Below are 23722 nucleotides of genomic sequence, written 5' to 3' on the forward strand. Positions count from 1 at the left end.
CTGAGGGGAAGGCCATGCAAAAATTATCCACCGTGTTGAGCGTTGCGCTGCTGGCATTGAGCAGTGCCGGCGCCTACGCGGACACCAGCTGCGACACCGTGAAGATGGCTGATCCGGGCTGGAGCGATATCGCCGCCACCAATGCCATCACCGGTTTTCTGTTGAACGGCATGGGCTACAAGGCCAAGGTCGACACCCTCGCGGTGCCGATCACCTTTGGCGGGCTCAAGGACGGCCAGGTGGATGTGTTCCTGGGTAACTGGATGCCGGCGCAGCAGGGCTTCTATGACAAGTTCGTGGCCAATGGCGATGTGGTGCAACTGGCGAAGAACCTCGACGGCACCGAGTTTACCCTGGCCGTACCGGACTACGTGTGGGACGCCGGGGTGCACGACTTTGCCGACCTGAACAAATTTGCCGACAAGTTCGACAAGAAGATCTACGGCATCGGTTCGGGTGCGCCGGCGAACATCTCGTTGCAGGAGATCATCAAGAAGAATGACTTTGACCTGGGCCAGTGGAAGTTGATTGAGTCCAGCGAACAAGCCATGTTGGCCGAAGTGTCGCGGGCGGTGAAGAAGCAGAAGTTCGTGACCTTCCTCGGCTGGACGCCACACCCGATGAACGTGCAGTTGAAGATGCATTACCTCAAGGGTGGTGAGAAGTACTTTGGAGACACCGGCAGCGTGTATACGTTGACCCGCAAGGGCTACGCGCAGGCGTGCCCGAATGTGGGGAAATTGCTGACCAACCTGAGTTTCACCCAGGAGATGGAAAACGCCATCATGGCTGAGGTGGTGAACAAGAAACTCACCAATGCCGAGGCGGCGAAGGCGTGGATCAAGGCGAACCCGGCGGTGCTGGATAAGTGGCTGGACGGGGTTAAAACCGCCGACGGTCAGGATGCGCTGGCCGCTGTAAAAGCCAAGCTCTAACGGCTGACGCCGCACCCTGTGGGAGCCGGGCTTGCCCGCGATAGCATCACCGCGGTGTCCCTGTAGGACCGAGGCGCCTGTATCGCGGGCAAGCCCGGCTCCCACAGTCAGCGGACTCCCACAGTCCGGCGTTTGTCCTGATACCCTGATTCAAACCTATCAATCCGAGCCCTAAATGCCCCGGCCCAACCGCCACACACTCTTCCCCTTCCTCAGCTGGCTCCCGCGCCAAACTCGCGCCAGCGTCGGGCGGGACGCGATCGTCGGCCTGAGCGGGGCAGTCCTGGCATTACCTCAATCCATCGCCTACGCGCTGATCGCCGGTCTCCCACCGGAATACGGCCTGTACGCCGCAATCATCCCGGTGCTGATCGCCTGCTTGTGGGGCTCCTCCTGGCACCTGATCTGCGGCCCCACGGCGGCGATTTCCATCGTGCTGTACGCCAGCGTCAGCCCGCTGGCCGTGCCCGGCTCCCAGGACTACATCACACTCATCCTGTTGCTGACGTTCCTGGCCGGAGTCTTCCAATGGCTACTGGGCATGCTGCGCTTCGGCGCCCTGGTGAATTTCGTCTCGCACTCGGTGGTGCTCGGGTTCACGCTCGGTGCGGCGGTGGTGATCGCCCTGGGCCAGTTGCCCAACCTGCTGGGGCTCGACCTGCCCAGCCAGGCCACGGCGATCAACAGCCTCCTGGCGCTGATCAACCATGCCGGGGAGTGGGACCGGGCGTCACTGCTGCTTGGGCTGGGCACCTTACTGGTGGGTGTGTTGCTGAAACTGTGGGTACCGCGCTGGCCAACGCTGTTGATTGCATTGGCCTTGGGCAGCGTCATTGCATGGCTGTGGCCGGCGATGTTCGGGCACGTGGCGCGGGTCAGTTCATTTGTCGGCAAGCTGCCGCCCTTCAGCCCGCTGCCGATGGACCTGGACATGGTCTTGCGCCTGTTACCGAGCGCCGTGGCGGTGGGCATGCTGGGGCTGGTGACCAGTCTGTCGATTGCGCGCTCGCTGTCGGCCCGCTCCCAGCAATTGCTCGATGCGAATCAGGAAGTGCGCGCGCAGGGTTTATCCAACATCGTCGGCGGATTTTTTTCCGGGTACTTGTCGGCAGGTTCCTTTACCCGTTCGGGCCTGAGCTATGAGGCGGGCGCTTGTTCGCCGCTGGCCGGGGTATTTTCCGCGCTGTGGGTGGCGCTGTTTGCGCTGTTCGGCGCGGTGCTGATCGCACACATTCCAATCCCGAGCATGGCCGCGAGCATCCTGCTGATTTGCTGGGGGTTGGTGGACCATCGCGGCATCCGGGCGCTGTTCCGGGTCAGCCGCGCGGAGTTCGTGGTGATGAGCCTGACCTGCATCGCCACGCTGTTGCTGGAATTGCAGACGGCGATTTACGCAGGCGTGCTGGCGTCACTGTTTTTCTACCTCAAGCGCACCTCGCAGCCGCGGGTTCAGCAATGGCGTGACGGTGAGGACGATGTGCTGCGGGTGGGCGGGTCGATCTTTTTCGGCGCCAGCCATTACCTGCAAGTGCGGCTGCAAAGCCTGCACGGCCAGCGGGTGGTGATCGAGGCGCAGCAGATCAACTTTATCGACTATTCCGGGGTGGAGATGCTGCACCAGGAGGCGCGTCGATTGAATGGCGTGGGACGCAGCCTGGCGTTGCGCAAGGCCCGGCCGCAGGTGGTGGAAGAGTTGAAGAAGCTGGAAGGGGCCGATAAATGCCCCATCCAATTCGAAGACTGAAAACGGTTGAAGCTGTGGGAGCTGGCTTGTCTGCTCCCACATTTAGATTTGCATCAGGCCAGTTGCCGGCGCAGTTCAGCCAGTACCGGTGCCGAATCCGGGCGCACGCCGCGCCACAGGAAGAACGCTTCCGCGGCCTGCTCCACCAGCATTCCCAGGCCATCCATCGCAACCGCTGCGCCCTGCTCACTGGCCCAACGGCAGAACGCCGTTGGCTCTTTGCCGTACATCATGTCGTAGCAAAAGGTCTTGCCCGGCTCAACGAGGCTGCCGGCAATCGGCGGTACATCGCCCGACAGGCTGGCGGACGTGGCGTTGATGACCAGGTCCACCGGCTCACGTAGCCAGTCGAAACCACTGGCAGACACCGGGCCGAGGTCGTCGAACAGCTCGGCGAGCAATTCGGCTTTTTCTACGGTGCGGTTGGCGATAATCAGCGACGCCGGTTGTTCAGCCAGCAACGGTTCCAGCGCACCGCGCACGGCGCCACCGGCACCCAGCAGCAGGATACGTTTACCTTGCAGGCTAAACCCGGCATTCACCGTCAAATCCCGTACCAGGCCAGCGCCGTCGGTGTTGTCGCCCAGCAGAGTGCCATCGCCGAGCTTGCTCAGGGTATTCACCGCGCCAGCACGTCGGGCACGTTCGGTCAGGGCGGTGGCCAAGCGGTAGGCATCCTCCTTGAACGGCACGGTGACGTTGGCGCCACGGCCTTGCTGGAAAAACTCACGGGCACAGCCGGTGAAATCCTCCAGCGGCGCGAGCAAGGTGTTGTAGTCCAGTTGCTCACCAGTTTGTTCGGCAAACAGGCGGTGAATCAGCGGCGATTTGCTGTGGCCAATGGGGTTGCCGAAGACGACGTAACGATCCATCAGACCGCCGCCTTGGGCAGCACGCCCAGCCAGTCGCGGTCTTGCAGGAAGTAGTCGGTGAGGCGTGCTTCTTCGCTGTCGGGTGCGGCCTTCCAGTCATAGCTCCAGCGCACTTGCGGTGGCAGCGACATCAGGATCGACTCGGTGCGCCCGCCCGATTGCAGGCCGAACAGGGTGCCACGGTCGTAGACCAGGTTGAACTCGACGTAGCGGCCACGGCGAAACTCCTGGAACTCGCGCTGCTGCTCGGTATAAGCCATGGCCTTGCGGCGCTGGACGATCGGCAGGTACGCGTCGATGTAGGCGTCGCCGATCGCACGCATGAAGGCGAAGCTGGTGTCGAAGTCCCACTCGTTCAAGTCATCGAAGAACAAGCCGCCGATGCCGCGCGGTTCGTTGCGGTGCTTGATGTGGAAGTAGCTGTCGCACCAGGCCTTGTAGCGCGAGTACACGTCCGGACCAAATGGCGCGCAGGCCTGTTCGGCCACGCGGTGCCAGTGGATGCAGTCTTCTTCGTTGCCGTAGTAGGGCGTCAGGTCGAAGCCGCCACCGAACCACCACACTGCCTCTTCGCCTTCTTTTTCGGCAATGAAAAATCGCACGTTGGCGTGGGAAGTCGGCACATGCGGGTTGTGTGGGTGAATCACCAGCGACACGCCAAGGGCTTCGAAGCCGCGACCGGCCAATTCTGGGCGATGCGCGCTGGCAGACGGTGGGAGGCCGCTGCCAAACACGTGGGAAAAGTTAACGCCGCCCTTTTCAATTACCGAACCGTTTTCGATCACACGGGTGCGACCACCGCCGCCGGCAGGCCGGGTCCAGGCGTCTTCGATAAAGCGAGTGTCCGTCTCGAAGGTTTCCAGGGCGCTGCAAATGCGGTCTTGCAGGTCGAGCAGGTAGGCTTTGACAGCCTCGGTGCGGGTAGTCATGACATCACCTTGAATCGGGCAAAGCTACGCGAGGCCATTGGGCGTCGGCGGCAAATGGGCGCACAGGATACCACTGCACCCACCACTGCCGCAGTTGACGAAGATCAAGCTTAGGAGTCCGATAGGGGGCTACGCGAAATTGACTTGAGGAGAGTGCAGATGGCCAAACGTATCCAGTTCCGTGCCCATGGCGGCCCCGAAGTGCTTGAGTATGTGGACTACACCCCGGCAGAACCCGGCCCACAGCAGGTCCGCGTGCAGAACAAGGCCATTGGCCTGAACTTCATCGACACTTATTTTCGCAGCGGCCTGTATGCGCCACCGGCCTTGCCATCGGGCCTGGGCGCGGAAGGCGCCGGCGTTGTTGATGCCGTGGGCAGTGAAGTCACTCAATTCAAGGTCGGTGACCGCGTGGCATACGGCAGCGGCCCGCTGGGTGCCTACAGTGAATTGCATGTATTGCCTGCCGCCAACCTGGTGCACCTGCCGGACGACATCAGCTTCGAACAGGCCGCCGGTGCAATGCTCAAGGGCCTGACCGTGCAGTACCTGTTGCGCCAGACCTATGAGTTGAAGGGTGGCGAAACCATCCTGTTCCACGCCGCAGCCGGTGGTGTGGGTTCGCTGGCTTGCCAATGGGCCAAGGCCTTGGGCGTGAAGCTGATCGGTACCGTCAGTTCGCCGGAAAAAGCGGCGCTGGCCAAATCCCTCGGCGCCTGGGAAACCATCGACTACAGCAAGGAAAATGTCGCACAGCGCGTGCTGGAGCTGACTGACGGCAAGAAATGCCCGGTGGTGTACGACGGCGTAGGCAAGGACACCTGGCTGACCTCACTGGACAGCGTGGCGCCACGCGGGCTGGTGGTGAGCTTTGGGAATGCGTCGGGTGCCGTGGACGGCGTCAACCTGGGGATTCTGGCGGCGAAGGGCTCGCTGTATGTCACCCGGCCAACTTTGGCGACCTACGCCAACAACCCGGAAACCCTGCAGGCGATGGCCGATGATCTGTTTTCGATGATCATCAGCGGGAAATTGCAGATTGATATTAATCAGCGGTTTTCGCTGGGGGATGCGGCGAAGGCGCAAACCGAGTTGTCGGCGCGGCGCACGACTGGGTCGACCATTCTGTTGCCGTAAGGCTTTAGGTCACTGGGGCCTGCGAGGGCCTCATCGCGGGCAAGCCCGGCTCCCACAGTTGATCTTCAGTGCACACAAATAGGTGTTCAACAGAGATCCCTGTGGGAGCCGGGCTTGCCCGCGATGGTCGCGACTCGGTCTCAGGAAGGCCGCACAACCTCGCCCGTCGCCAGGTCCCGAATCAGGCTCGGGTTCTTGCGCCCCCCCAGATTCCCGCCCAACACCAGGTCCACCTGCCCACGGAAATACTGCTCCACACGAATTCGTGTGCGCGCCGCCGGGCGGCCTTGTGGATTGGCCGAGGTAGAAATCAACGGCCCAACCAGCGAACACAAATCCCGCACCTGTGGATGATCGGTCACCCGCAGCGCCACCGTGTCATGCACCCCGGTGATCCACTCGGGCAGCAGGTCCTGATGGGGCACCAGCCACGTATTGGGGCCCGGCCAGGTGCTGGCCATGCGGTCTATCCACAGGTCCGGGAAGTCTTCGAAGAGGAAATCAAACTGGCGGATATTGTCGGCAACCAGGATCAGGCCTTTATCCACAGAACGGCCCTTGATCGCCAGCAAGCGATCCACGGCTTCCTCATTCCAAGGGTCACAACCCAACCCCCAGACCGCCTCGGTTGGATAGGCAATCACCGCGCCTGCGCGAATCTCTCGTGCGGCTTCTCGCACACGCCACCTGTTGACCATTGCTCACTCTCCGGACTAAAGCTCTGCGCAGTTTACCGATCTTCGTTACAAAACCTAGCCGCGCGCAAGCCAGCGTCCGCTTTCGCAAATCACCCAGCCTTCCAGTTCCAGCTCCGTGAGGCTGGCCAGCACCTCGGACAGGGCTCTTCCGCTGGCAATCGCCAAGGCTTCGCTGGTGTGAGGCGCGGCGCGCAACAACCCCACCAGCGGATGAGTCACCGCAATCGGTGCCGGGCGGGACAGCGCCTGCCAGCCGCGCAGGTTTTCCAGAATGTGTTCAATGGTTTCCACCAGCACGGCGCCGTCGCGGATCAACTGATGGCAGCCCTTGGCCCCGGGGTGATGGATCGAGCCGGGAATCGCGTAAACCTCACGCCCTTGTTCAGCCCCAAGCTTCGCGGTAATCAGCGAACCGCTGGCCATGCTGGCCTCCACCACCAGCACGCCGAGGGACAAGCCACTGATAATACGGTTGCGCCGTGGGAAGTTACCGGCCTGTGGCGGGGTGTCCAACGGAAACTCGGAAACCACCGCGCTGCCTTGGGCAATCATCGCCTCGGCCAGGCGTCGGTGGCGCTGTGGATAAAAGTTTTCGAGCCCGGTGCCCAGCACGCCGATTGTATGTCCACCAACATCCAAAGCCGCCTGGTGAGCAGCACCGTCGATACCCAGGGCAAGGCCACTGGTGATGACAAAACCGGCACTTGCCAGGCTGCGGGAAAACGCGGCGGCGGTGTCCATTCCCGGCCTTGAGGCACGGCGGCTGCCGACCATCGCCAATTGCGGTTTATCCAGGATTGCCGGGTTGCCAGCAACGAATAATAGCGGCGGCGCGTCATCCAGTTCTGCGAGCAGTGCCGGGTAGTCGGGTTGGTCCCACATCAGCAAATGCTGGGCCGGGCGCTCCAACCAGCGCAATGCCGCACTGGCGCCATCACGTACTGCCTCGCTGCGCCGGGCATCGGCGCTGGCCGCCTTGAGGCCAAGCGAACGCCAGGCACTGGCCGGAGCGCTGATGGCTTTTGACGCAGAACCAAATGCCTCAATAAGTTTTTGAAAGCCTTTGGGACCCAGTTCCGGCAGCCTGTGCAAGCGTAGTCGGGCTTCCAGTTCTGCCGGGGAAATTTCGCGGTCATTCGTCGGTAACATTTGATCGTCCTTGATCGGAACAAGCTGTGGATAACTCTGTTGGTAACTTATTTAGCAACCTAATTATTGCCTTCGATCAGGCACCTGAAAACGGTCTATCACCGCCAGGGAGCGTGATACGTTGCAGCACGACGGCCCGGGCCCGCAGCCGCAAGACGAGTAGCGATTTCCTCATGGGGTGAATCTCCTTTATTATGTGCATTCGCGTGATACGCCAGAGCCATCGCGGCTTCCGGACGTTTTCCAGCGGCACCTTGGGGTTCCATCCCCGGCGCCGACTTGCCTTTACCTCACATGTGCAGCAATTACGCTTATGGCTATTTTGAACATCCTCGAATTTCCGGACTCACGCCTGCGCACCATCGCCAAGCCAGTGGCCGTAGTGGACGCCAAGGTTCGTCAGTTGGTCGATGACATGTTTGAAACAATGTATGAAGCCCCGGGTATCGGCCTCGCCGCGACTCAGGTCGATGTGCATCAGCGCGTCGTGGTCATGGACCTGTCCGAAGACCGCAGCGAGCCCTTGGTGTTTATCAACCCTGAGTTCGAAACCCTGACCGACGAGATGGGCCAGTACCAGGAAGGCTGCCTGTCGGTGCCCGACTTCTACGAGAACGTCGACCGTCCCCAGCGCGTCAAGATCAAAGCCCTGGACCGTGACGGCAAGCCGTTCGAGATGATTGCCGAAGGCCTGCTGGCGGTGTGCATCCAACACGAATGCGACCACCTCAACGGCAAGTTGTTTGTCGATTACCTGTCCACGCTTAAACGCGACCGGATCAAGAAGAAGCTGGAAAAAAAGCATCGCCAGCAAGCTTGATTCCCTTCTTTCAAAGGCTTGCTCCGGCAAGCCTTTTTCTTTTGTGAGACGTTTCCCATGACCGAGCCACTGCGCATCGTTTTTGCCGGCACCCCCGAATTCGCCGCCGAACACCTCAAGGCCCTGCTCGCCAGCCCTTATGAAATCGTGGCGGTCTACACCCAGCCCGATCGCCCGGCCGGTCGTGGGCAAAAACTGATGCCCAGCCCGGTCAAGCAGTTGGCGCTGGAAAACAACATCGTAGTGTTGCAGCCGCCAACCCTGCGCAACGCCGATGCCCAGGCCGAACTGGCCGCGCTGAAGCCGGACCTGCTGGTGGTGGTGGCCTACGGTTTGATCCTGCCCCAGGCCGTGCTGGATATCCCGCGCCTGGGCTGTATCAACAGCCACGCCTCGCTGCTGCCACGCTGGCGCGGTGCGGCGCCGATCCAGCGTGCCGTCGAAGCCGGTGATGCCGAAAGTGGCGTAACGGTGATGCGCATGGAGGCAGGCCTGGACACCGGCCCGATGCTGCTGAAAGTCACGACCCCGATCACCGCTGAAGACACGGGCGGCAGCCTGCACGATCGCCTCGCCGAATTGGGCCCGCCGGCTGTAGTCCAGGCCATCGCCGGCCTGGCCGCCGGTACTCTGGAAGGCGAAGTGCAGGACGACAGCCTCGCGACCTACGCCCACAAATTGAACAAGGACGAAGCCCGCATCGACTGGAGCCGCCCGGCCGTGGAGCTGGAGCGCCTGGTACGCGCCTTCAACCCGTGGCCGATCTGCCACAGCACGCTCAATGGCGAAGCCTTGAAAGTACTGGCCGCTACTCTGGCCGACGGCCAGGGCGCCCCCGGTGAGATCATCGGCGCCAGCAAGGACGGTCTTCTTGTTGCCTGCGGCGAACAGGCGCTGTGCCTGACCCGTCTGCAATTACCCGGCGGCAAGGCGCTGAACTTCAGCGATTTGTTCAACAGCCGTCGTGAGAAATTTGCCGCAGGCATCGTTCTCGGCCAAGCGGTGGACGCGCAATGAACCCACGTCTGGCCGCCGCCAAGGCCCTGGCCGCCGTCCTCAACGGCAAGGCCTCCCTCAACAGTTCGTTGCCGACCCAACTGGATAAAGTCGAAGACCGTGACCGCGGTTTCACTCAAGACCTGGCCTTCGGCACCGCCCGCTGGCAGCCACGGTTGTCGGCGCTGGCGGCCAAGCTGCTGCAAAAACCGTTCAAGGCCGCAGATGCCGATGTCGAAGCGCTGTTGCTGGTGGGCCTGTACCAACTGCTCTACACCCGCGTGCCGGCCCACGCCGCCATCGGCGAAACCGTCGGTTGCGCCGACAAGCTGAAAAAGCCTTGGGCCAAAGCCTTGCTCAACGCCGTGCTGCGCCGTGCCCAGCGTGAAAGCGAAGCCCTGCTGGCCGAGCTGGAACACGACCCGGTGGTGCGTACTGCCCACCCGCGCTGGCTGCAAAAATCCCTGAAAGCGTTCTGGCCGCAGCAGTGGGAAGCCATCTGCGCCGCCAACAACGCGCACCCGCCGATGATCCTGCGGGTCAATCGCCGTCATCACACGCGTGACGCCTACCTCACGCTACTCGGCGAAGCCGGTATCGCGGCCACAGCCTGTGTCTACAGCCAGGACGGCATTGTTCTTACAGAACCTGGCGATGTACGTAACTTGCCTGGGTTCGCCGAAGGCTGGATCAGCGTGCAGGACGAAGCCGCGCAACTGGCCGCCGACCTGCTGGACCTGGCCCCGGGCCAACGCGTACTGGACGCCTGCTGCGCCCCCGGCGGCAAGACCTGCCACATCATGGAAGTACAGGCAGACCTGGCCGGCGTCGTCGCCGTGGACCTGGAAGCCAAGCGCCTGGTGCGCGTGCGGGAAAACCTCGCGCGCCTGGGCCTCAGCGCCGAGCTGATCGCCGCCGATGGTCGCGATACCGCCAGCTGGTGGGACGGCAAGCCCTTCCAGCGCATCCTGCTGGACGCGCCGTGTTCCGCCACCGGCGTGATCCGCCGCCACCCCGATATCAAGCTGACCCGCCAACCCGACGACATCGCAGCCCTGGCCGTGTTGCAAGGCGAGTTGCTGGACGCGTTGTGGCCGACCCTGGAAGTCGGCGGCGTCCTGCTGTACGCCACGTGCTCAACACTGCCCACCGAAAACACCGAAGTCATCGAGGCCTTCCTGGCCCGCACCAGCGGGGCACGCGAACTGGACCTCGACATCCAGGCCGGGATCAAGCAGCCTCATGGCCGCCAGTTGCTGGCCCAGGAAGGCGGCCACGACGGGTTCTATTACGCCAAGCTGATCAAGATTGCCGCCGCTCGCGGCTGAATGGTTTTAAGGGAGTGACCGGATGAAAATCATCATCCTCGGCGCAGGGCAGGTTGGCGGTACGCTGGCCGAGCATTTGGCCAGTGAAGCCAACGACATCACCGTGGTCGACACCGACGCGGAGCGCCTGCGGGATCTGGGCGACCGCCTGGACATCCGTACCGTACAAGGTCGTGCGTCGTTTCCTACGGTGCTGCGCCAGGCCGGTGCCGACGATGCCGACATGCTGGTGGCGGTCACCAACAGTGACGAGACCAACATGGTCGCCTGCCAGGTCGCCCACACCCTGTTCCACACCCCGACCAAAATCGCCCGGGTGCGTGAGGCGGCCTACCTGACCCGTGCCGGGCTGTTCGACAACGACGCAATTCCGGTAGACGTGCTGATCAGCCCGGAACAGGTGGTGACCCACTACATCAAGCGCCTGATCGAACACCCGGGCGCCTTGCAGGTGATCGACTTTGCCGAAGGCAAGGCGCAACTGGTGGCGGTCAAGGCCTACTACGGCGGGCCGTTGGTGGGCCAGCAACTGCGCCAGCTGCGCGAGCACATGCCCAACGTCGAGACGCGAGTGGCGGCGATCTTCCGCCGCGACCGGCCGATTTTGCCCCAGGGCGATACGGTGATCGAGGCAGACGACGAAGTATTTTTCATCGCGGCCAAGGCGAATATTCGCGCGGTGATGAGCGAAATGCGCCGTCTGGATGAAACCTACAAACGCATCGTTATCGCCGGCGGCGGGCAGATTGGTGAGCGGTTGGCCGAGGCCATCGAAAGCCGCTATCAGGTGAAGATCATCGAGATGAATCCGGCACGCTGCCGGTACTTGTCCGACACCCTCGACAGCACTGTGGTGCTGCAAGGCAGCGCCTCGGACCGCGACCTGCTGCTGGAAGAGAACATCGCCGACGCCGACATTTTCCTGGCCCTGACCAACGACGACGAAGCCAACATCATGTCCTCGTTGCTGGCCAAGCGGCTGGGGGCGAAGAAGGTGATGACCATCATCAACAACCCGGCCTATGTCGACCTGATCCAGGGCGGCGATATCGACATAGCCATCAGCCCGCAACTGGCGACCATCGGCACCTTGCTGGCCCACGTGCGGCGCGGCGATATCGTGAGCGTGCACTCATTGCGCCGGGGCGCGGCGGAGGCCATCGAGGCGATTGCCCATGGTGACTCGAAGTCGAGCAAGGTGATTGGCAAGGCGATCCGCGACATTGGCCTGCCGCCGGGCACCACCATTGGCGCAATCATCCGTGATGAAGAGGTGATCATCGCCCACGACGACACGGTGATCGCCACCGGCGACCATGTGATTTTGTTCCTTGTGGATAAAAAACATATCCGCGATGTGGAGAAGCTGTTCCACGTGGGCCTGAGCTTTTTCTGATCAAACGGAGTGACCGACATGCTCGAATCCCTGGAAAAAATGCTCGCCAAGGGCGTGGATAACTCGCTGCTGCGGTTTGGCTTGGGCAAGGGCTATCTGGACCTGAAGGACAACGCCAAGGCGGCCGAGCATTTGCGAAAGTGCGTCGAGTTTGATCCGAAGTATTCGGCGGCGTGGAAGCTGTTGGGCAAGGCGCAGCTGGGGCAAGGTGATCAGGCTGCGGCTCGGCTGGCGTGGGAGCAGGGGATTACAGCGGCCCAGGCCCATGGCGACAAACAGGCCGAAAAAGAAATGACGGTGTTCCTGAAGAAACTCGACCGCCAGGCCTGAAAGAGACTCCTGTGGGAGCTGGCTTGCCTGCGATGCAGGCGACTCGGTCTTTCAGTTACACCGAGGCGATGCCATCGCAGGCAAGCCAGCTCCCACACTAGATCTGCATGGGTCTACAGATCCACGTACATCAGTACCACCGCGCCTCACCCGGCGGGCGTTTCTTGAAACGCTTCATGCTCCACATGTACTGGCTTGGGTAGGCCGCCACATACCGCTCCACGACCTTGCTCATCGCCGCACACGACGTGGCGGTGTCGGTGCTGTACATGTCTTCCGGCGCCGCTTCCAGGATCACTTTATAGCCCGAGCCATCCGGCAGGCGCAGGGCATGCAGGAACACCCCGACCGCTTTGTGCCCCGCCAACATGTTCGGTACGAACTTGCTGGTCAGCGCCTGGGTGGCGAAGAATGGCACAAAGATCCCGGCCGACTCTGCCGGCTCCGGGTCGGCGGGAATGCCCACCTGGCCGCCTTTACGCACTTCCTTGATCACACTGAGGATGCCTTCCTTGGTGGACGCCGCCACGCGGTTGCCCAGTTGCACCCGCTGTTTGCGCAGCAGGTCGTCTACCGCCTTGAGCTTGGGCGGACGGTAGAAAATGATCGGCTTGCACTGGCTGCAATAGAAGTGATTCAACACTTCCCAGTTGCCCAGGTGGCTGGTGATGCCCACCACGCCTTTGCCCGACGCCAACGCGTCGTGCAGCACTTGCAGGCCTTCGACTTCACGCACCAGGTCGATGGAACGCTGGGCCGGCCAGATCCAGGCGCAGGCGCTTTCGGTCAGGGACTTGCCGATGTCCTTGAGGCTCTGGCCCACCAGGCGCTCGCGCTCGGCCGGGTCCATGTCGGGGAAGCATTTGGACAGGTTGATCCGCACCGTGTCGCGGGAGCGGTTGGGGGTTTTCCACATGAGCCAGCCAATCGCCGAACCGACCGCTTGCACCGCGCGCCAAGGCAGCAGGGCAAACAACCGAAGAGCGCCTACCAGCAAGGCGCCTTTAAACTTTTCCACAGGTCACTCCTGATCGTGTGTGGTGCGCAAAGCCGCCATTCTACCCGGCGTTGGCCAGGTCCGCGTAACGGTCGCAATCCTGGGTGTGGTCCATGACCATGCCCGAGGCCTGCATGAACGCGTAACAAATGGTCGGCCCGACGAACGTGAAGCCGGCTTTTTTCAAGGCGCGGCTCATCGCTTCAGCCTCGGGCGTAATCGCCGGGACCTGGCTGCGATCCGTGAAATGATTGACCTTGGGCACGCCACCGACAAACGACCAGAGCAACCCCACCGGATCCTCCAACGCCAGCCAGGCGGCGGCATTGCGCCGGGTGGCATTGAGTTTCAGGCGGTTACGCACGATGCCCGGATCGAGCATCAGCACTTCAATCTCGGCATCGCTTAGTTGCGCCAAACGCTGCGCATCAAAGCCGAACAAGACCTTTCGATAATGCTCGCGCTTGCGTAAAACGGTGATCCAGGACAGGCCCGCCTGGAACCCTTCGAGCAAAAGCAACTCGAACAAGCCCTGCGCATCGCGCAGCGGCGTTCCCCACTCCTGATCGTGATAAGCCATGTACAGCGGATCTTCAGAACACCAAAAGCAGCGTGGCATAAGGCTCCAGGGGATGGTGGCGCGGCCGAATCGGGTATACTCCCGCTCTTTAAATCGCAGCCCAAGTAACAGGTGAATTTCGTGAGCCAGCCTACGCCAGCCGTGCGTACCTTCCAAGACTTGATCCTCGCCCTCCAGCAATACTGGGCCGAGCAAGGTTGTGTGGTACTTCAGCCCTACGATATGGAAGTAGGCGCCGGCACTTTCCACACCGCTACCTTCCTGCGGGCCATCGGCCCGGAAACCTGGAACGCCGCTTATGTGCAGCCCAGTCGTCGCCCGACTGACGGCCGCTACGGCGAAAACCCGAACCGCCTGCAGCACTACTACCAGTTCCAGGTGGTATTGAAGCCAAACCCGGATAACTTCCAGGAGCTGTACCTGGGCTCGCTGAAACATGTCGGCCTGGACCCGCTGGTCCACGACATCCGTTTTGTCGAAGACAACTGGGAATCACCAACCCTCGGCGCCTGGGGCCTGGGCTGGGAAGTCTGGCTCAACGGCATGGAAGTGACGCAGTTCACTTACTTCCAGCAAGCCGGCGGCATCGAGTGCTACCCGGTGACCGGCGAGATCACCTACGGTCTCGAGCGCCTGGCCATGTACCTGCAAGGCGTGGACTCGGTCTACGACCTGGTATGGGCTGACGGCCCGTTCGGCAAGGTCACCTATGGCGATGTGTTCCACCAGAACGAAGTGGAGCAGTCGACCTACAACTTCGAACACGCCAACGTCGAGAAGCTGTTCGAACTGTTCGACTTCTATGAAAGCGAAGCCAAGCGCCTGATCGAACTGGATCAGCCGCTGCCGTTGCCGAGCTATGAAATGGTCCTGAAGGCATCCCACACCTTCAACCTGCTGGACGCCCGCCGTGCCATCTCGGTAACCGCGCGCCAGCAATACATCCTGCGTGTACGCACCCTGGCGCGTTCCGTCGCCCAAGCCTACCTGCTGGCTCGCGCCAAGCTGGGCTTCCCGATGGCGCACCCGGACCTGCGTGATGAAGTGTTGGCTAAGCTGGAGGCTGCACAATGAGTGCTCAAGATTTCCTGGTTGAACTGGGCACCGAAGAGCTGCCACCCAAGGCACTGAACACCCTGGCCGACGCGTTCCTGGCCGGCATCGAAAAGGGCCTGCAAACTGCTGGCCTGAAGTTCGCTGCAAAGAAGGTCTACGCTGCGCCGCGTCGCCTGGCTGTGTTGCTCACTGCGCTGGAAACCCAACAGCCCGACCGCAGCATCAACCTCGACGGTCCGCCACGCCAGGCGGCCTTCGATGCTGAAGGCAACCCGACTCAAGCCGCCCTTGGTTTTGCCAAGAAGTGTGGCGTTGAGCTGAGCGAAATTGACCAGAGCGGGCCGAAACTGCGTTTCAGCCAGGTGATCAAGGGCAAGCCAACCGCCAGCCTGTTGCCGACCATTGTCGAAGACTCCTTGAACGACCTGCCTATCCCCAAGCGCATGCGCTGGGGTGCCCGCAAGGAAGAGTTCGTGCGCCCAACCCAGTGGCTGGTAATGCTGCTGGGCGACGCAGTGGTCGACTGCACTATCCTCGCCCAGAAGGCCGGCCGTGACTCCCGGGGTCACCGCTTCCACCATCCTGAAGCCGTTCGCATCACCTCGCCGGCCAACTACGCCACCGACCTGCGTGCCGCCTACGTGCTGGCCGATGCCAATGAGCGTCGCGAGCTGATCAGCAAGCGCACCGAAGAGCTGGCCCGCCTGCAGGAAGGCACCGCCATCGTGCCGCCAAGCCTGCTGGACGAAGTGACTGCCCTGGTTGAATGGCCTGTGCCGCTGGTGTGCTCGTTCGAAGAACGCTTCCTCGACGTACCGCAAGAAGCGCTGATCACCACCATGCAGGACAACCAGAAGTATTTCTGCCTGCTGGACGTGGACGGCAAGTTGCTGCCGCGCTTCATCACCGTGGCCAACATCGAAAGCAAGGACCCGCAGCAGATCATCGCCGGTAACGAAAAAGTCGTTCGCCCGCGCCTGACCGACGCCGAGTTCTTCTTCAAGCAAGACAAGAAGCAGAAGTTGGAAGACTTCAACCTGCGCCTGCAAAACGTGGTGTTCCAGGAAAAACTCGGCAGCGTCTACGACAAGGCGGTGCGGGTTTCCAAGCTGGCGGCCTACATCGCGCCGCGTATTGGTGGCGATGCTGCCTGGGCAGCGCGTGCAGGCCTGCTCTCCAAGTGTGACCTGGCCACCGAGATGGTCGGCGAGTTCCCGGAGATGCAAGGTGTCGCCGGCTACTACTACGCCCTCAATGATGGCGAGCCGCAAGACGTTGCCCTGGCGCTGAACGAACAATACATGCCGCGCGGCGCTGGCGCTGAACTGCCAACCACCCTCACCGGTGCAGCAGTGGCCATCGCGGACAAGCTGGATACCCTCGTCGGTATCTTCGGTATCGGCATGTTGCCTACCGGCAGCAAAGACCCGTATGCCCTGCGCCGTGCGGCCTTGGGCGTGCTGCGCATCCTGATCGACAAGAAGCTCGACCTCGACCTGACCCAGGCCGTGGTGTTCGCGGTTGGCCAGTTCGGTGCCAAGGTCAAGCAAGCGGGCCTGGCTGAACAAGTGCTGGAGTTCGTGTTCGACCGCCTGCGGGCGCGTTACGAAGACGAAGGCGTGGACGTTTCGGTATACCTCTCGGTGCGCGCCCTGCAACCGGGTTCGGCGCTGGACTTCGACCAACGCGTGCAGGCTGTGCAGGCCTTCCGCAAGTTGCCGGAAGCCGGTGCGCTGGCCGCGGTGAACAAGCGTGTGTCGAACCTGTTGAGCAAGGCCGACAACCTCGGCAATGCCGAAGTCGACCCAGGCCTGTTTGCCGATGCCAAGGAGTTCTCGCTGAACTCGGCCATCGCCAAGGCAGAAAACGCGGTGAAACCACTGATCGCCGAGCGCAACTACGCCGAAGCACTGGCGCGCCTGGCCACCTTGCGTGAGCCGGTGGATGCGTTCTTCGAAGCGGTGATGATCAATGCCGAAGACGCGGGCGTGCGCAAAAACCGCTACGCCATGTTGGCGCGCCTGCGTGGCTTGTTCGTCAATATCGCTGACATTTCGACCCTGAGCTGACCATGTTGAAACTGCTGATTCTCGATCGGGACGGAGTGATCAATTACGACTCCGACGCTTACATCAAATCGGTGGCGGAATGGATTCCACTGCCCGGCTCGATCGAGGCCATTGCGCAGTTGAGCAAAGCGGGCTGGACGGTGGCCATCGCCACCAACCAGTCCGGCATCGCCCGCGGCTACTACGACATTGCCACACTCGACGCCATGCACGCGCGCCTGCGCACGCTGGTGGCCGAGCAGGGCGGTGAGGTAGGGCTGGTGGTGTATTGCCCGCACGGCCCGGATGAAGGCTGCGATTGCCGCAAGCCCAAACCGGGTATGCTTAAAACTATTGCTGAACATTACAACGTGCCGTTGGCGGGTCTATGGTTTGTCGGGGACAGCCTTGGTGACCTGGAAGCTGCCAAAGCCGTCGACTCTCAGCCAGTTTTGGTAAAGACCGGGAAAGGCGAAAAGACCCAGGCTAAAACCCTGCCGGTAGGTACCTTGATTTTTGACGATCTGGCGGCGGTTGCCGCAGAACTTATCAACAACTAGCAGCCCTCGACTTCCTGACCAAGGACTGTTCGGGAGCGCGCTTTTAACAGGCGGGCGTTGTCCCGCAACGGTAAATGCCGCCATGTCGATTTTGCAGGCCATCAGAACCTTCTTCTTTTACCTGCTGCTGGGCACCAGTTCTTTTCTCTGGTGCACCCTGAGCTTTTTTATCGCGCCTTTTCTGCCGTTCAAGGCGCGCTATCGTTTCATCAACGTCTTTTGGTGCAACTGCGCGTTGTGGTTGACCAAGGTGTTCCTGAACATTCGTTTCGAGATCAAGGGCGCCGAAAACGTCCCGGACCAGCCGTGCGTGATTCTGTCGAACCACCAGAGCACCTGGGAAACCTTTTTCCTGTCTGCTTACTTTTCGCCCCTGAGCCAGGTGCTCAAGCGTGAACTGTTGTACGTGCCGTTCTTCGGCTGGGCCATGGCCATGCTGCGACCAATCGCCATCGACCGCGACAACCCCAAGGCGGCGCTCAAGCATGTGGCAAAGAAGGGCGACGAGCTGCTCAAGGATGGCGTTTGGGTGCTGATCTTCCCGGAGGGTACGCGGGTGCCCTACGGCACCGTGGGCAAGTTCTCACGCGGCGGCACGGCATTGGCGGTGAACGCCGGCCTGCCGGTGCTGCCGATTGCCCACAACGCCGGCAAGTTCTGGCCAAAGACCGGCTGGGCCAAGCGTGAAGGCACTATCACCGTGATCATTGGTGAACCGATGTATGCCGAGGGGGAAGGCCCACGCGCCATTGCAGCGCTGAACGACCGTGCCCAGGCGTGGAATGAAGCGCAACAAAGGGCCATGGGTTCGCTGCCGCCTGAGCCAGTTGTAGTGGATACGCCGGTGATTTGAGTTTCTGTGGATAACCTGTGTACGGTTTGTTGGCGAATCGGTGTTTTTGGCTCATAGGCTGCTGATTTACTTACATATTTCCCAAGCTCATAAAACAACGGAAAAGGTGCATAAGTTTTTTCCGCATTAAAAAACCGGTCCTTGAGACCGGTTTTTTATGCACAGGCAAAAAGCAGCAGCTCACTCTCTCCACAACGGCAGCTGAAGGATGAAGGTCGTGCCTTTATCCACCACACTTTCGCAGCCGATCCGCCCGCCGTGGCGATCCACCACCGCCTTGACCATGGTCAGCCCCAATCCTAATCCTTCACTGCCCTGAGCCGAGGCGAAGCGTCGATATTGGCCGAAGAGTTCGGGCAGGTCCTGCGGGGCAATTCCTGTCCCCTGGTCGCTGATGCGGCATTCCAAACGTTCTTCGCTGCGGGTCAGACTTAATGTCACGGTAGTACCTGATGGGCTGTATTTGACCGCGTTCTCCAGCAGATTGAACAGGGCGCGGGTCAACAGCGACTGGTCCGCCCAGACTATCTCGTCGCCGTCCTCATCCAGGTCATGAACCAGATGGATGCGTTTCAACTGAGCGTGCACTGCCACCTGGTCAAAAGCATCAAGCACCAGCATGGCGAACACGCTGGGCTGGAATTGGTAGCCATCAGATTCAGCTTTCGCCAGTTGCACGAATGATTCGGTCAGGTTCAGCGCACGACGGACTTGCTGTTCGATTTGGGCAAAGATCGGCGCAGCCGTGTCCTGGACATCCAACAGGGCCAGGATCGCCGAATGCGGTGCGCGCAGGTCATGGGAAAGAAAGCGTAGCAAGGTTTCCCGCTGCTGCTGGGCATCACGCTCGATGCTCAGGTCTGTGAGGCTCAACAGCCAGCCCAGGGCTACATCATCGTCTGCAGGCAACAGGGGGGCCAGGTCGAGGCGCAGGCTGCGGTTAAGCGCATCGCGAAACTCGACAACCTCCAAGGCAGACAGGGCCGGGCGAGCGCCGTGTTGCAACGGTGGGTAACCTAGCGCCGCGAGCTGCTCCAGCACGTTTTCCGCCACCAGGTCGTTGCCGAACACGTTACGAGCAATCCGATTAGCCAACAGGACGTTGCCCTTGGGGTCGGTAATCAAGGTCGCTACCGGCAAACACTCCAGGCCATCGGCCATGAACCGTCGGGTGTCGCGGGTACGGCTCACTGCTTGCTCCAGAGCGAAGATGCGTCCCTGTAATACATCACCTTGGCTGGCGGGTGCTCGGCGGCGCTCCGGCAGCACTTTGGGCTCGTTGTCCAGGCGGGCCAGTTCCCAGCCGAAGTAGGCCAGGATGACGCTCAGGCGCCGCCAGTTCCAGATCAGGTAACTGAGCAACATGCCAATCAGGCACGCCGCCGGTGACCACCAATGCCCCAGGCGCAACAGGGCCCAAGCGCCAAGAAGCGCTGCGCCCATGCAACCGAGGGTCAGCCATAGCGCATAACGCGGACGAAACAGCAGCAAGCCCAATAGCAACGCGACCAGCGCGGTGGCCAGCAGCGTCGCCATCCACACGGGCAGGTCGACAATGCTGCGCCCTTGCAGCAAGCCATTGAGGATATTCGCCTGGATCTCCACGCCCGGCGTGGTACCGACGCTGGCCGACAGGGGTGTGACGTACCGGTCGCCCATGCCCGGCGCGGTGGCACCGACCAGGATCAAGCGGCCGCGCAGCAGCTCGGGCGGTACCTCGCCGCGTAATACGCTGGTATAGGGCACGCTGGGAAAGCCGGCACCGCTTGCAATGAAAGGAATTCGAATGGCGTTTTCCCGCTGCCAGCTCGCGCTGTCCGACGGGCCCGGCGCGCCCGGCATTACGGATTGCTGGCCACTGAGTTCAAAGGCCAACCAGGCCAGTTGTGGCGTCAGGTGCCCTGGCGGACCTTCACGCAAATACAGGCTTCGAACGATACCGTCACTGTCTGCTTCAACGTTGATATGGCCGACGCTCCTGGCGCAATCACGCAGGGGCAGCACGGGCAGGATTTGCGCCACCTGTTGGCCGGATCGTGGTGAACCTTCACGGATCAGCGGCAACAGAACAGTGCCAGCGTTGCACATCGCCTCTGCCAGACGCAGGTCATTGGCCGGTTCACGGGCGGGCTCACTGAAGATCACATCAAACAAAATGCCCGCAGGCTTGGCGGCGCTCAGTCGGTCAAGCAAGTCGGCATGTACACGCCGCGACCAGGGCCACTGGCCAAGCTCTTTCAGGCTTCGGTCGTCAATGGCCACCAGCAGGATGCGTGGATCAACCGGTAACGGCGCCAGGCGGCGCAGGCTGTCATACAGCAGATTATTGAGGGCCAGGCCCGGGCTCAGGGACAGGAACACCGTGATGGGTAACAGCAGCAGGCTGACCCAAAGCCATTCACGCACCAAGCCATTGAACAGCCGTTGAGCTTGTGTCGGCTGGCGCTTTTCAGCCCTGCTCCACAGGCTCACCGGCGCGCCTGCGCAGCGCTATTGCACCCGAGTCGCAGGCGGGTAATAAAAGATGTCATAGACGCCGGTTTCTCCCTCCAGGCCGTGTTCATCATAGGCCGACAAACGCACGTGATAGAACGATGCTTTCAGTCCAGTGAAGTGCATTTGTGGCTTGTCGGAGAAGTTCTCCTGCTTGATGTTCAAAAACGCCTTGTCGGTCGCAACCTGGGCCCTGTAACGCTGGGCACCGGCCAATGGCCGCAGGAACAGAGTCCACACCGGCGCGTCACCTTTTTGGCCATCCTGGCCGACCAGGCGTGGGGCATCAAGCAGTTCCACCGGTTTGAGTTCACCTTGTTTCTTGAATGCCAAGCCCTGCCGCGCGCCGACCTTTACTTCACCCGCAACCGGCCCCGTAATGGGCTTGTTCCTGGCCCGTCGCTGGGCCGGCGGCGTATCATCACGATTCACCGCCACTTGCCCATTGAGCACTTCTACCAGCGATTGTTCGCCATCGTTACGCACACGGAAATGCGTGCCGCGTACCCCCAGCACGCCAACCGGGGTCATGATCTGGAAACGGTCATAGTCACTGGCCCGCTTGATCACGTAAGCCTCGACCTGGCCTTCCTCTAGAATGACCTGGGGGATAGATTGCTCCGCGACCAGGTGCAGTCGAACCTGGGAACTGGACGGCAAGACGATTCGCGAGCCGTCGCCCAGCAGCAAGCTGACAAAGGCGGCTGGCGAAGTTTTCACACCCTCCTGCTCGTCAATGACCATGCCTTCTTCCAAGGCCGTGGACCGACCCTTTGCATCCAGTTTCCAGGCTTCGCCTGTCATGTGCTGCACCACCGCCGGCAGGGGCTGCGCACGGCACATTTGGTTGCCGTCGATGTAGGGTGCGCGGGGAGGGGTGGGACGTGCAAAGGCCGGCAGGCTCATGACGCCAAGTGTAACGATCAGGCCAGAGCCCAGCAGGGTAGAAAAGGCAAAGCGGAATCGGCAGGGGAAAAAGGTCATGGCGCTCATCAAGATTCTAGTTCTAATGGGGCATCAGAAAGCACTTTCAGAAAGCGTCTTGCAGCGGGAAGACCTGGAGTACCGCCTACGATACTCGATGAGGTATCGCCGTCGATAGCCAAAATATGTGGGGACGGTTCCATTGCAGAAGATGACACGTCCCTGTGTCGGAGCACTTCCCTCGCTCCAATCCGTGTGTCATCCAGCGACAGCGAATTTACCTACAACATAGGTACATCGGATCGATTCGCAACATTTGTTCAGATTTGGCGCTACTTAAAATATCCAGCGTTGAGTCTGCTGCTGTTCGCTGAGGTGCTGAAACGGTGAGCTGGCGAACCCCACGTCATCGCTGGGCTCATTCAACATTTGACGCTCATCGAACGCTGTAGGTGCCGCCGGCTTATTGGCCCCTACCGTTTCTGCACCCAGGGTTGCAGCCATCACCACCAATACCAGTGTTCCCCATACATTAACCTTCTCCAGAACGGCCACGCGTCTCGAAACAGCATAAAACCTGATTGCCATTGATCCTTTTCCTGAAGGTCTCGAGCCGGTATCTTCCCAGCTTGGGTATTGACGATTTCCAATGGCTTACGGCCATTTGATATCAGCGTACCGAGAGATTCAGAGGGCCTGCGAATCTGGCCATAATTGTTCAGATTCAACGCCCGCATTCTTCAATAAGAAAGGACCCTGCCATGCGTGTCGCAATACTGGATGACGAACCTGCTGAACTGCGGCGGGTGGAACAGACACTGCGACAAATCCCCAGCGCTGCGGATCAGCCATGGACCCTGCATTGTTTCGAGCGTGGAGAAGACTTGCTGCGCCAACTGCGCCGGGAAACCTTTGACCTGCTGATCCTCGACTGGCAACTGCCCGACCTGAGCGGCCTGGCCTTGCTGCGCTGGACTCGTGAGCACATGGAAGCCCCCCCAGCCGCCATCATGCTCACCAGCCGTGATGCCGAGAGCGATATCGTCCAGGCGTTGAACAGTGGTGCTGATGATTACGTGAGCAAACCATTTCGCCCCAACGAACTTAAGGCCCGGGTGAATGCCGTATTGCGGCGCCACGGCTTGCAGAAGTCCGCAGCCAGCGAAGTGCTGACCTTCAACGACCTGACGTTTGACGATGCTGAACTCACGGTGAGCAGGGCAGGGAAGCCCATCAGCCTGACCGAACGCGAATACCGCCTGGCTCGGTGCCTGTTCGAAAACCTCGCGCGGCCGCTGTCTCGGGAATATCTGTATGAGCGGTTCTGGTCCCATGAAGAGATGGTGTCTTCAAGGCCGCTGGATACGCATATCTACCGACTGCGTAATAAGCTGGGGCTGACCGCGGACCGCGGCTGGCAGTTGCTGACTATCTACGGGTATGGTTATCGGCTGGAGAGCGTGACAGCGGCCTCTGAAGATTGAGATGTTCCACGTGGAGCATTTACAAAAGACTCCATGTTCCACTCAATAAAAAAGGCCAACGTTTAGCGTTGGCCTTTTTCGTTTTGCGCTGCAACCTGATGTAGGGGCCGACCACTATCATTGGTAGCGGGGGAGGGCCGTATAGACCTTAGAAGCCCGGCCTATTTTCCTAACTCCGGTAGAAAATCCCACCCCACCCTGACTAGCTATTTGATCAATACTTTGGCAATCAGGATTTTTTTGAGGACAAACAAAACCCCTACCTGTATGCGCAGGTAGGGGTTTCGGAATTTGATCTTGACGATGACCTACTCTCACATGGGGAAACCCCACACTACCATCGGCGATGCATCGTTTCACTGCTGAGTTCGGGATGGGATCAGGTGGTTCCAA

Annotated in this window: 22 protein-coding genes and 1 rRNA gene; 13 read left to right on the forward strand and 10 right to left on the reverse strand. The window is 60.9% G+C overall.

Features of this window, described 5'->3' with window-relative positions; translation table 11 throughout:
- Window positions 1-14: 14 nt before the first annotated feature.
- Window positions 15-935 carry a choline ABC transporter substrate-binding protein gene (choX, locus tag ACZRN6_RS27460; protein ID WP_322142614.1) on the forward strand — a complete coding sequence of 307 codons (921 nt, stop codon included), beginning with the start codon at window positions 15-17 and terminating at the stop codon, window positions 933-935.
- Window positions 936-1110: 175 nt separating this feature from the next.
- Window positions 1111-2679 carry a SulP family inorganic anion transporter gene (locus ACZRN6_RS27465; protein WP_464009288.1) on the forward strand — a complete coding sequence of 523 codons (1569 nt, stop codon included), beginning with the start codon at window positions 1111-1113 and terminating at the stop codon, window positions 2677-2679.
- 53 nt (window positions 2680-2732) lie between these two features.
- Here the strand turns inward: ACZRN6_RS27465 and aroE are convergent, their stop codons facing one another.
- Together aroE and hemF are read right to left on the reverse strand one after the other, a co-directional pair.
- Window positions 2733-3551, reverse strand: a complete 819-nt coding sequence (aroE, locus tag ACZRN6_RS27470; protein WP_464009289.1) for a shikimate dehydrogenase — start codon at window positions 3549-3551, stop codon at window positions 2733-2735.
- Window positions 3551-4480, reverse strand: coding sequence for an oxygen-dependent coproporphyrinogen oxidase (gene hemF, locus ACZRN6_RS27475; protein ID WP_322142611.1), 930 nt, complete (start codon window positions 4478-4480; stop codon window positions 3551-3553). The genes aroE and hemF overlap by 1 nt, the downstream gene beginning before the upstream one ends.
- A gap of 159 nt (window positions 4481-4639) precedes the next feature.
- On the opposite strand from hemF, the gene ACZRN6_RS27480 reads away from it, so the two are divergent.
- Complete coding sequence (locus ACZRN6_RS27480) at window positions 4640-5617, forward strand: NADPH:quinone reductase (RefSeq protein WP_322142610.1); 978 nt, start codon at window positions 4640-4642, stop codon at window positions 5615-5617.
- A 140-nt stretch (window positions 5618-5757) separates the two neighbouring features.
- Here ACZRN6_RS27480 and tsaC read toward each other — a convergent pair whose 3' ends face one another.
- Both tsaC and dprA read right to left on the reverse strand, forming a co-directional pair.
- Window positions 5758-6315: an L-threonylcarbamoyladenylate synthase type 1 TsaC gene (gene tsaC, locus ACZRN6_RS27485; RefSeq protein ID WP_322142609.1), complete on the reverse strand. Its 558-nt coding sequence runs from the start codon at window positions 6313-6315 to the stop codon at window positions 5758-5760.
- Window positions 6316-6369: 54 nt separating this feature from the next.
- On the reverse strand, window positions 6370-7464 hold the full coding sequence (dprA, locus tag ACZRN6_RS27490) for a DNA-processing protein DprA (protein ID WP_322142608.1): 1095 nt from the start codon (window positions 7462-7464) through the stop codon (window positions 6370-6372).
- Window positions 7465-7777: 313 nt separating this feature from the next.
- Here dprA and def point away from each other — a divergent pair, with 313 nt between their 5' ends.
- The 5 genes from def to ACZRN6_RS27515 are packed head-to-tail and all read left to right on the forward strand — an operon-like array spanning window position 7778 to window position 12334.
- Complete coding sequence (gene def, locus ACZRN6_RS27495; protein WP_003213617.1) at window positions 7778-8284, forward strand: peptide deformylase; 507 nt, start codon at window positions 7778-7780, stop codon at window positions 8282-8284.
- 57 nt (window positions 8285-8341) lie between these two features.
- Window positions 8342-9301: a methionyl-tRNA formyltransferase gene (gene fmt, locus ACZRN6_RS27500; protein WP_464009290.1), complete on the forward strand. Its 960-nt coding sequence runs from the start codon at window positions 8342-8344 to the stop codon at window positions 9299-9301.
- The gene (rsmB, locus tag ACZRN6_RS27505; protein WP_322142606.1) at window positions 9298-10608 is read left to right on the forward strand and encodes a 16S rRNA (cytosine(967)-C(5))-methyltransferase RsmB; all 1311 of its coding nucleotides are present in this window, start codon (window positions 9298-9300) and stop codon (window positions 10606-10608) included. The genes fmt and rsmB overlap by 4 nt, the downstream gene beginning before the upstream one ends.
- A 22-nt stretch (window positions 10609-10630) precedes the next feature.
- A complete protein-coding gene (gene trkA / locus ACZRN6_RS27510) occupies window positions 10631-12004 on the forward strand; it encodes a Trk system potassium transporter TrkA (RefSeq protein WP_003213611.1) in 1374 nt (457 codons plus the stop codon).
- Between the two features lie 18 nt (window positions 12005-12022).
- Entirely contained in the window at window positions 12023-12334 is a 312-nt protein-coding gene (locus tag ACZRN6_RS27515) for a tetratricopeptide repeat protein (protein WP_464009291.1), read from the forward strand.
- Between the two features lie 130 nt (window positions 12335-12464).
- Here the strand turns inward: ACZRN6_RS27515 and ACZRN6_RS27520 are convergent, their stop codons facing one another.
- On the reverse strand, window positions 12465-13352 hold the full coding sequence (locus ACZRN6_RS27520; protein ID WP_322142604.1) for a lysophospholipid acyltransferase: 888 nt from the start codon (window positions 13350-13352) through the stop codon (window positions 12465-12467).
- Between the two features lie 40 nt (window positions 13353-13392).
- Window positions 13393-13950 (reverse strand): DNA-3-methyladenine glycosylase I, encoded by a 558-nt coding sequence (locus tag ACZRN6_RS27525; protein ID WP_464009292.1) that lies wholly within the window; start codon window positions 13948-13950, stop codon window positions 13393-13395.
- 81 nt (window positions 13951-14031) lie between these two features.
- Here ACZRN6_RS27525 and glyQ point away from each other — a divergent pair, with 81 nt between their 5' ends.
- The 4 genes from glyQ (at window position 14032) to ACZRN6_RS27545 (ending at window position 18428) form a co-directional block, all read left to right on the forward strand.
- A complete protein-coding gene (glyQ, locus tag ACZRN6_RS27530) occupies window positions 14032-14985 on the forward strand; it encodes a glycine--tRNA ligase subunit alpha (RefSeq protein WP_071486670.1) in 954 nt (317 codons plus the stop codon).
- Window positions 14982-17036 carry a glycine--tRNA ligase subunit beta gene (gene glyS, locus ACZRN6_RS27535; protein WP_322142602.1) on the forward strand — a complete coding sequence of 685 codons (2055 nt, stop codon included), beginning with the start codon at window positions 14982-14984 and terminating at the stop codon, window positions 17034-17036. The genes glyQ and glyS overlap by 4 nt, the downstream gene beginning before the upstream one ends.
- A gap of 2 nt (window positions 17037-17038) precedes the next feature.
- Window positions 17039-17575, forward strand: coding sequence for a D-glycero-beta-D-manno-heptose 1,7-bisphosphate 7-phosphatase (gene gmhB, locus ACZRN6_RS27540; RefSeq protein WP_166742131.1), 537 nt, complete (start codon window positions 17039-17041; stop codon window positions 17573-17575).
- A gap of 82 nt (window positions 17576-17657) precedes the next feature.
- On the forward strand, window positions 17658-18428 hold the full coding sequence (locus tag ACZRN6_RS27545; RefSeq protein ID WP_003213596.1) for a lysophospholipid acyltransferase family protein: 771 nt from the start codon (window positions 17658-17660) through the stop codon (window positions 18426-18428).
- A gap of 180 nt (window positions 18429-18608) precedes the next feature.
- On the opposite strand, the gene ACZRN6_RS27550 is transcribed toward ACZRN6_RS27545, so the two are convergent.
- The 3 genes from ACZRN6_RS27550 to ACZRN6_RS27560 form a co-directional block, all read right to left on the reverse strand.
- Window positions 18609-20900, reverse strand: coding sequence for a CHASE2 domain-containing protein (locus tag ACZRN6_RS27550; RefSeq protein ID WP_322142600.1), 2292 nt, complete (start codon window positions 20898-20900; stop codon window positions 18609-18611).
- Between the two features lie 18 nt (window positions 20901-20918).
- Window positions 20919-21914, reverse strand: coding sequence for a FecR family protein (locus tag ACZRN6_RS27555; protein WP_464009293.1), 996 nt, complete (start codon window positions 21912-21914; stop codon window positions 20919-20921).
- Window positions 21915-22181: 267 nt separating this feature from the next.
- Window positions 22182-22433: a hypothetical protein gene (locus ACZRN6_RS27560; protein WP_464009294.1), complete on the reverse strand. Its 252-nt coding sequence runs from the start codon at window positions 22431-22433 to the stop codon at window positions 22182-22184.
- A 173-nt stretch (window positions 22434-22606) separates the two neighbouring features.
- Here ACZRN6_RS27560 and ACZRN6_RS27565 point away from each other — a divergent pair, with 173 nt between their 5' ends.
- Window positions 22607-23329 carry a response regulator transcription factor gene (locus ACZRN6_RS27565; RefSeq protein WP_322142598.1) on the forward strand — a complete coding sequence of 241 codons (723 nt, stop codon included), beginning with the start codon at window positions 22607-22609 and terminating at the stop codon, window positions 23327-23329.
- Between the two features lie 295 nt (window positions 23330-23624).
- Here ACZRN6_RS27565 and rrf read toward each other — a convergent pair.
- Window positions 23625-23722, reverse strand: a 5S ribosomal RNA gene (gene rrf / locus ACZRN6_RS27570); the annotation flags it as partial.

Source organism: Pseudomonas sp. A125 (assembly GCF_055409485.1).

Coding starts and splice junctions, on each gene's coding strand:
- ACZRN6_RS27560 (WP_464009294.1), bottom strand. CDS start 22,433: ATGGCAATCAGGTTTTATGCTGTTTCGAGACGCGTGGCCGTTCTGGAG.
- trkA (WP_003213611.1), top strand. CDS start 10,631: ATGAAAATCATCATCCTCGGCGCAGGGCAGGTTGGCGGTACGCTGGCC.
- ACZRN6_RS27555 (WP_464009293.1), bottom strand. CDS start 21,914: ATGAGCGCCATGACCTTTTTCCCCTGCCGATTCCGCTTTGCCTTTTCT.
- rsmB (WP_322142606.1), top strand. CDS start 9,298: ATGAACCCACGTCTGGCCGCCGCCAAGGCCCTGGCCGCCGTCCTCAAC.
- fmt (WP_464009290.1), top strand. CDS start 8,342: ATGACCGAGCCACTGCGCATCGTTTTTGCCGGCACCCCCGAATTCGCC.
- hemF (WP_322142611.1), bottom strand. CDS start 4,480: ATGACTACCCGCACCGAGGCTGTCAAAGCCTACCTGCTCGACCTGCAA.
- ACZRN6_RS27545 (WP_003213596.1), top strand. CDS start 17,658: ATGTCGATTTTGCAGGCCATCAGAACCTTCTTCTTTTACCTGCTGCTG.
- ACZRN6_RS27525 (WP_464009292.1), bottom strand. CDS start 13,950: ATGCCACGCTGCTTTTGGTGTTCTGAAGATCCGCTGTACATGGCTTAT.
- gmhB (WP_166742131.1), top strand. CDS start 17,039: ATGTTGAAACTGCTGATTCTCGATCGGGACGGAGTGATCAATTACGAC.
- ACZRN6_RS27465 (WP_464009288.1), top strand. CDS start 1,111: ATGCCCCGGCCCAACCGCCACACACTCTTCCCCTTCCTCAGCTGGCTC.
- ACZRN6_RS27565 (WP_322142598.1), top strand. CDS start 22,607: ATGCGTGTCGCAATACTGGATGACGAACCTGCTGAACTGCGGCGGGTG.
- glyS (WP_322142602.1), top strand. CDS start 14,982: ATGAGTGCTCAAGATTTCCTGGTTGAACTGGGCACCGAAGAGCTGCCA.
- ACZRN6_RS27515 (WP_464009291.1), top strand. CDS start 12,023: ATGCTCGAATCCCTGGAAAAAATGCTCGCCAAGGGCGTGGATAACTCG.
- tsaC (WP_322142609.1), bottom strand. CDS start 6,315: ATGGTCAACAGGTGGCGTGTGCGAGAAGCCGCACGAGAGATTCGCGCA.
- def (WP_003213617.1), top strand. CDS start 7,778: ATGGCTATTTTGAACATCCTCGAATTTCCGGACTCACGCCTGCGCACC.
- choX (WP_322142614.1), top strand. CDS start 15: ATGCAAAAATTATCCACCGTGTTGAGCGTTGCGCTGCTGGCATTGAGC.
- ACZRN6_RS27480 (WP_322142610.1), top strand. CDS start 4,640: ATGGCCAAACGTATCCAGTTCCGTGCCCATGGCGGCCCCGAAGTGCTT.
- dprA (WP_322142608.1), bottom strand. CDS start 7,464: ATGTTACCGACGAATGACCGCGAAATTTCCCCGGCAGAACTGGAAGCC.
- aroE (WP_464009289.1), bottom strand. CDS start 3,551: ATGGATCGTTACGTCGTCTTCGGCAACCCCATTGGCCACAGCAAATCG.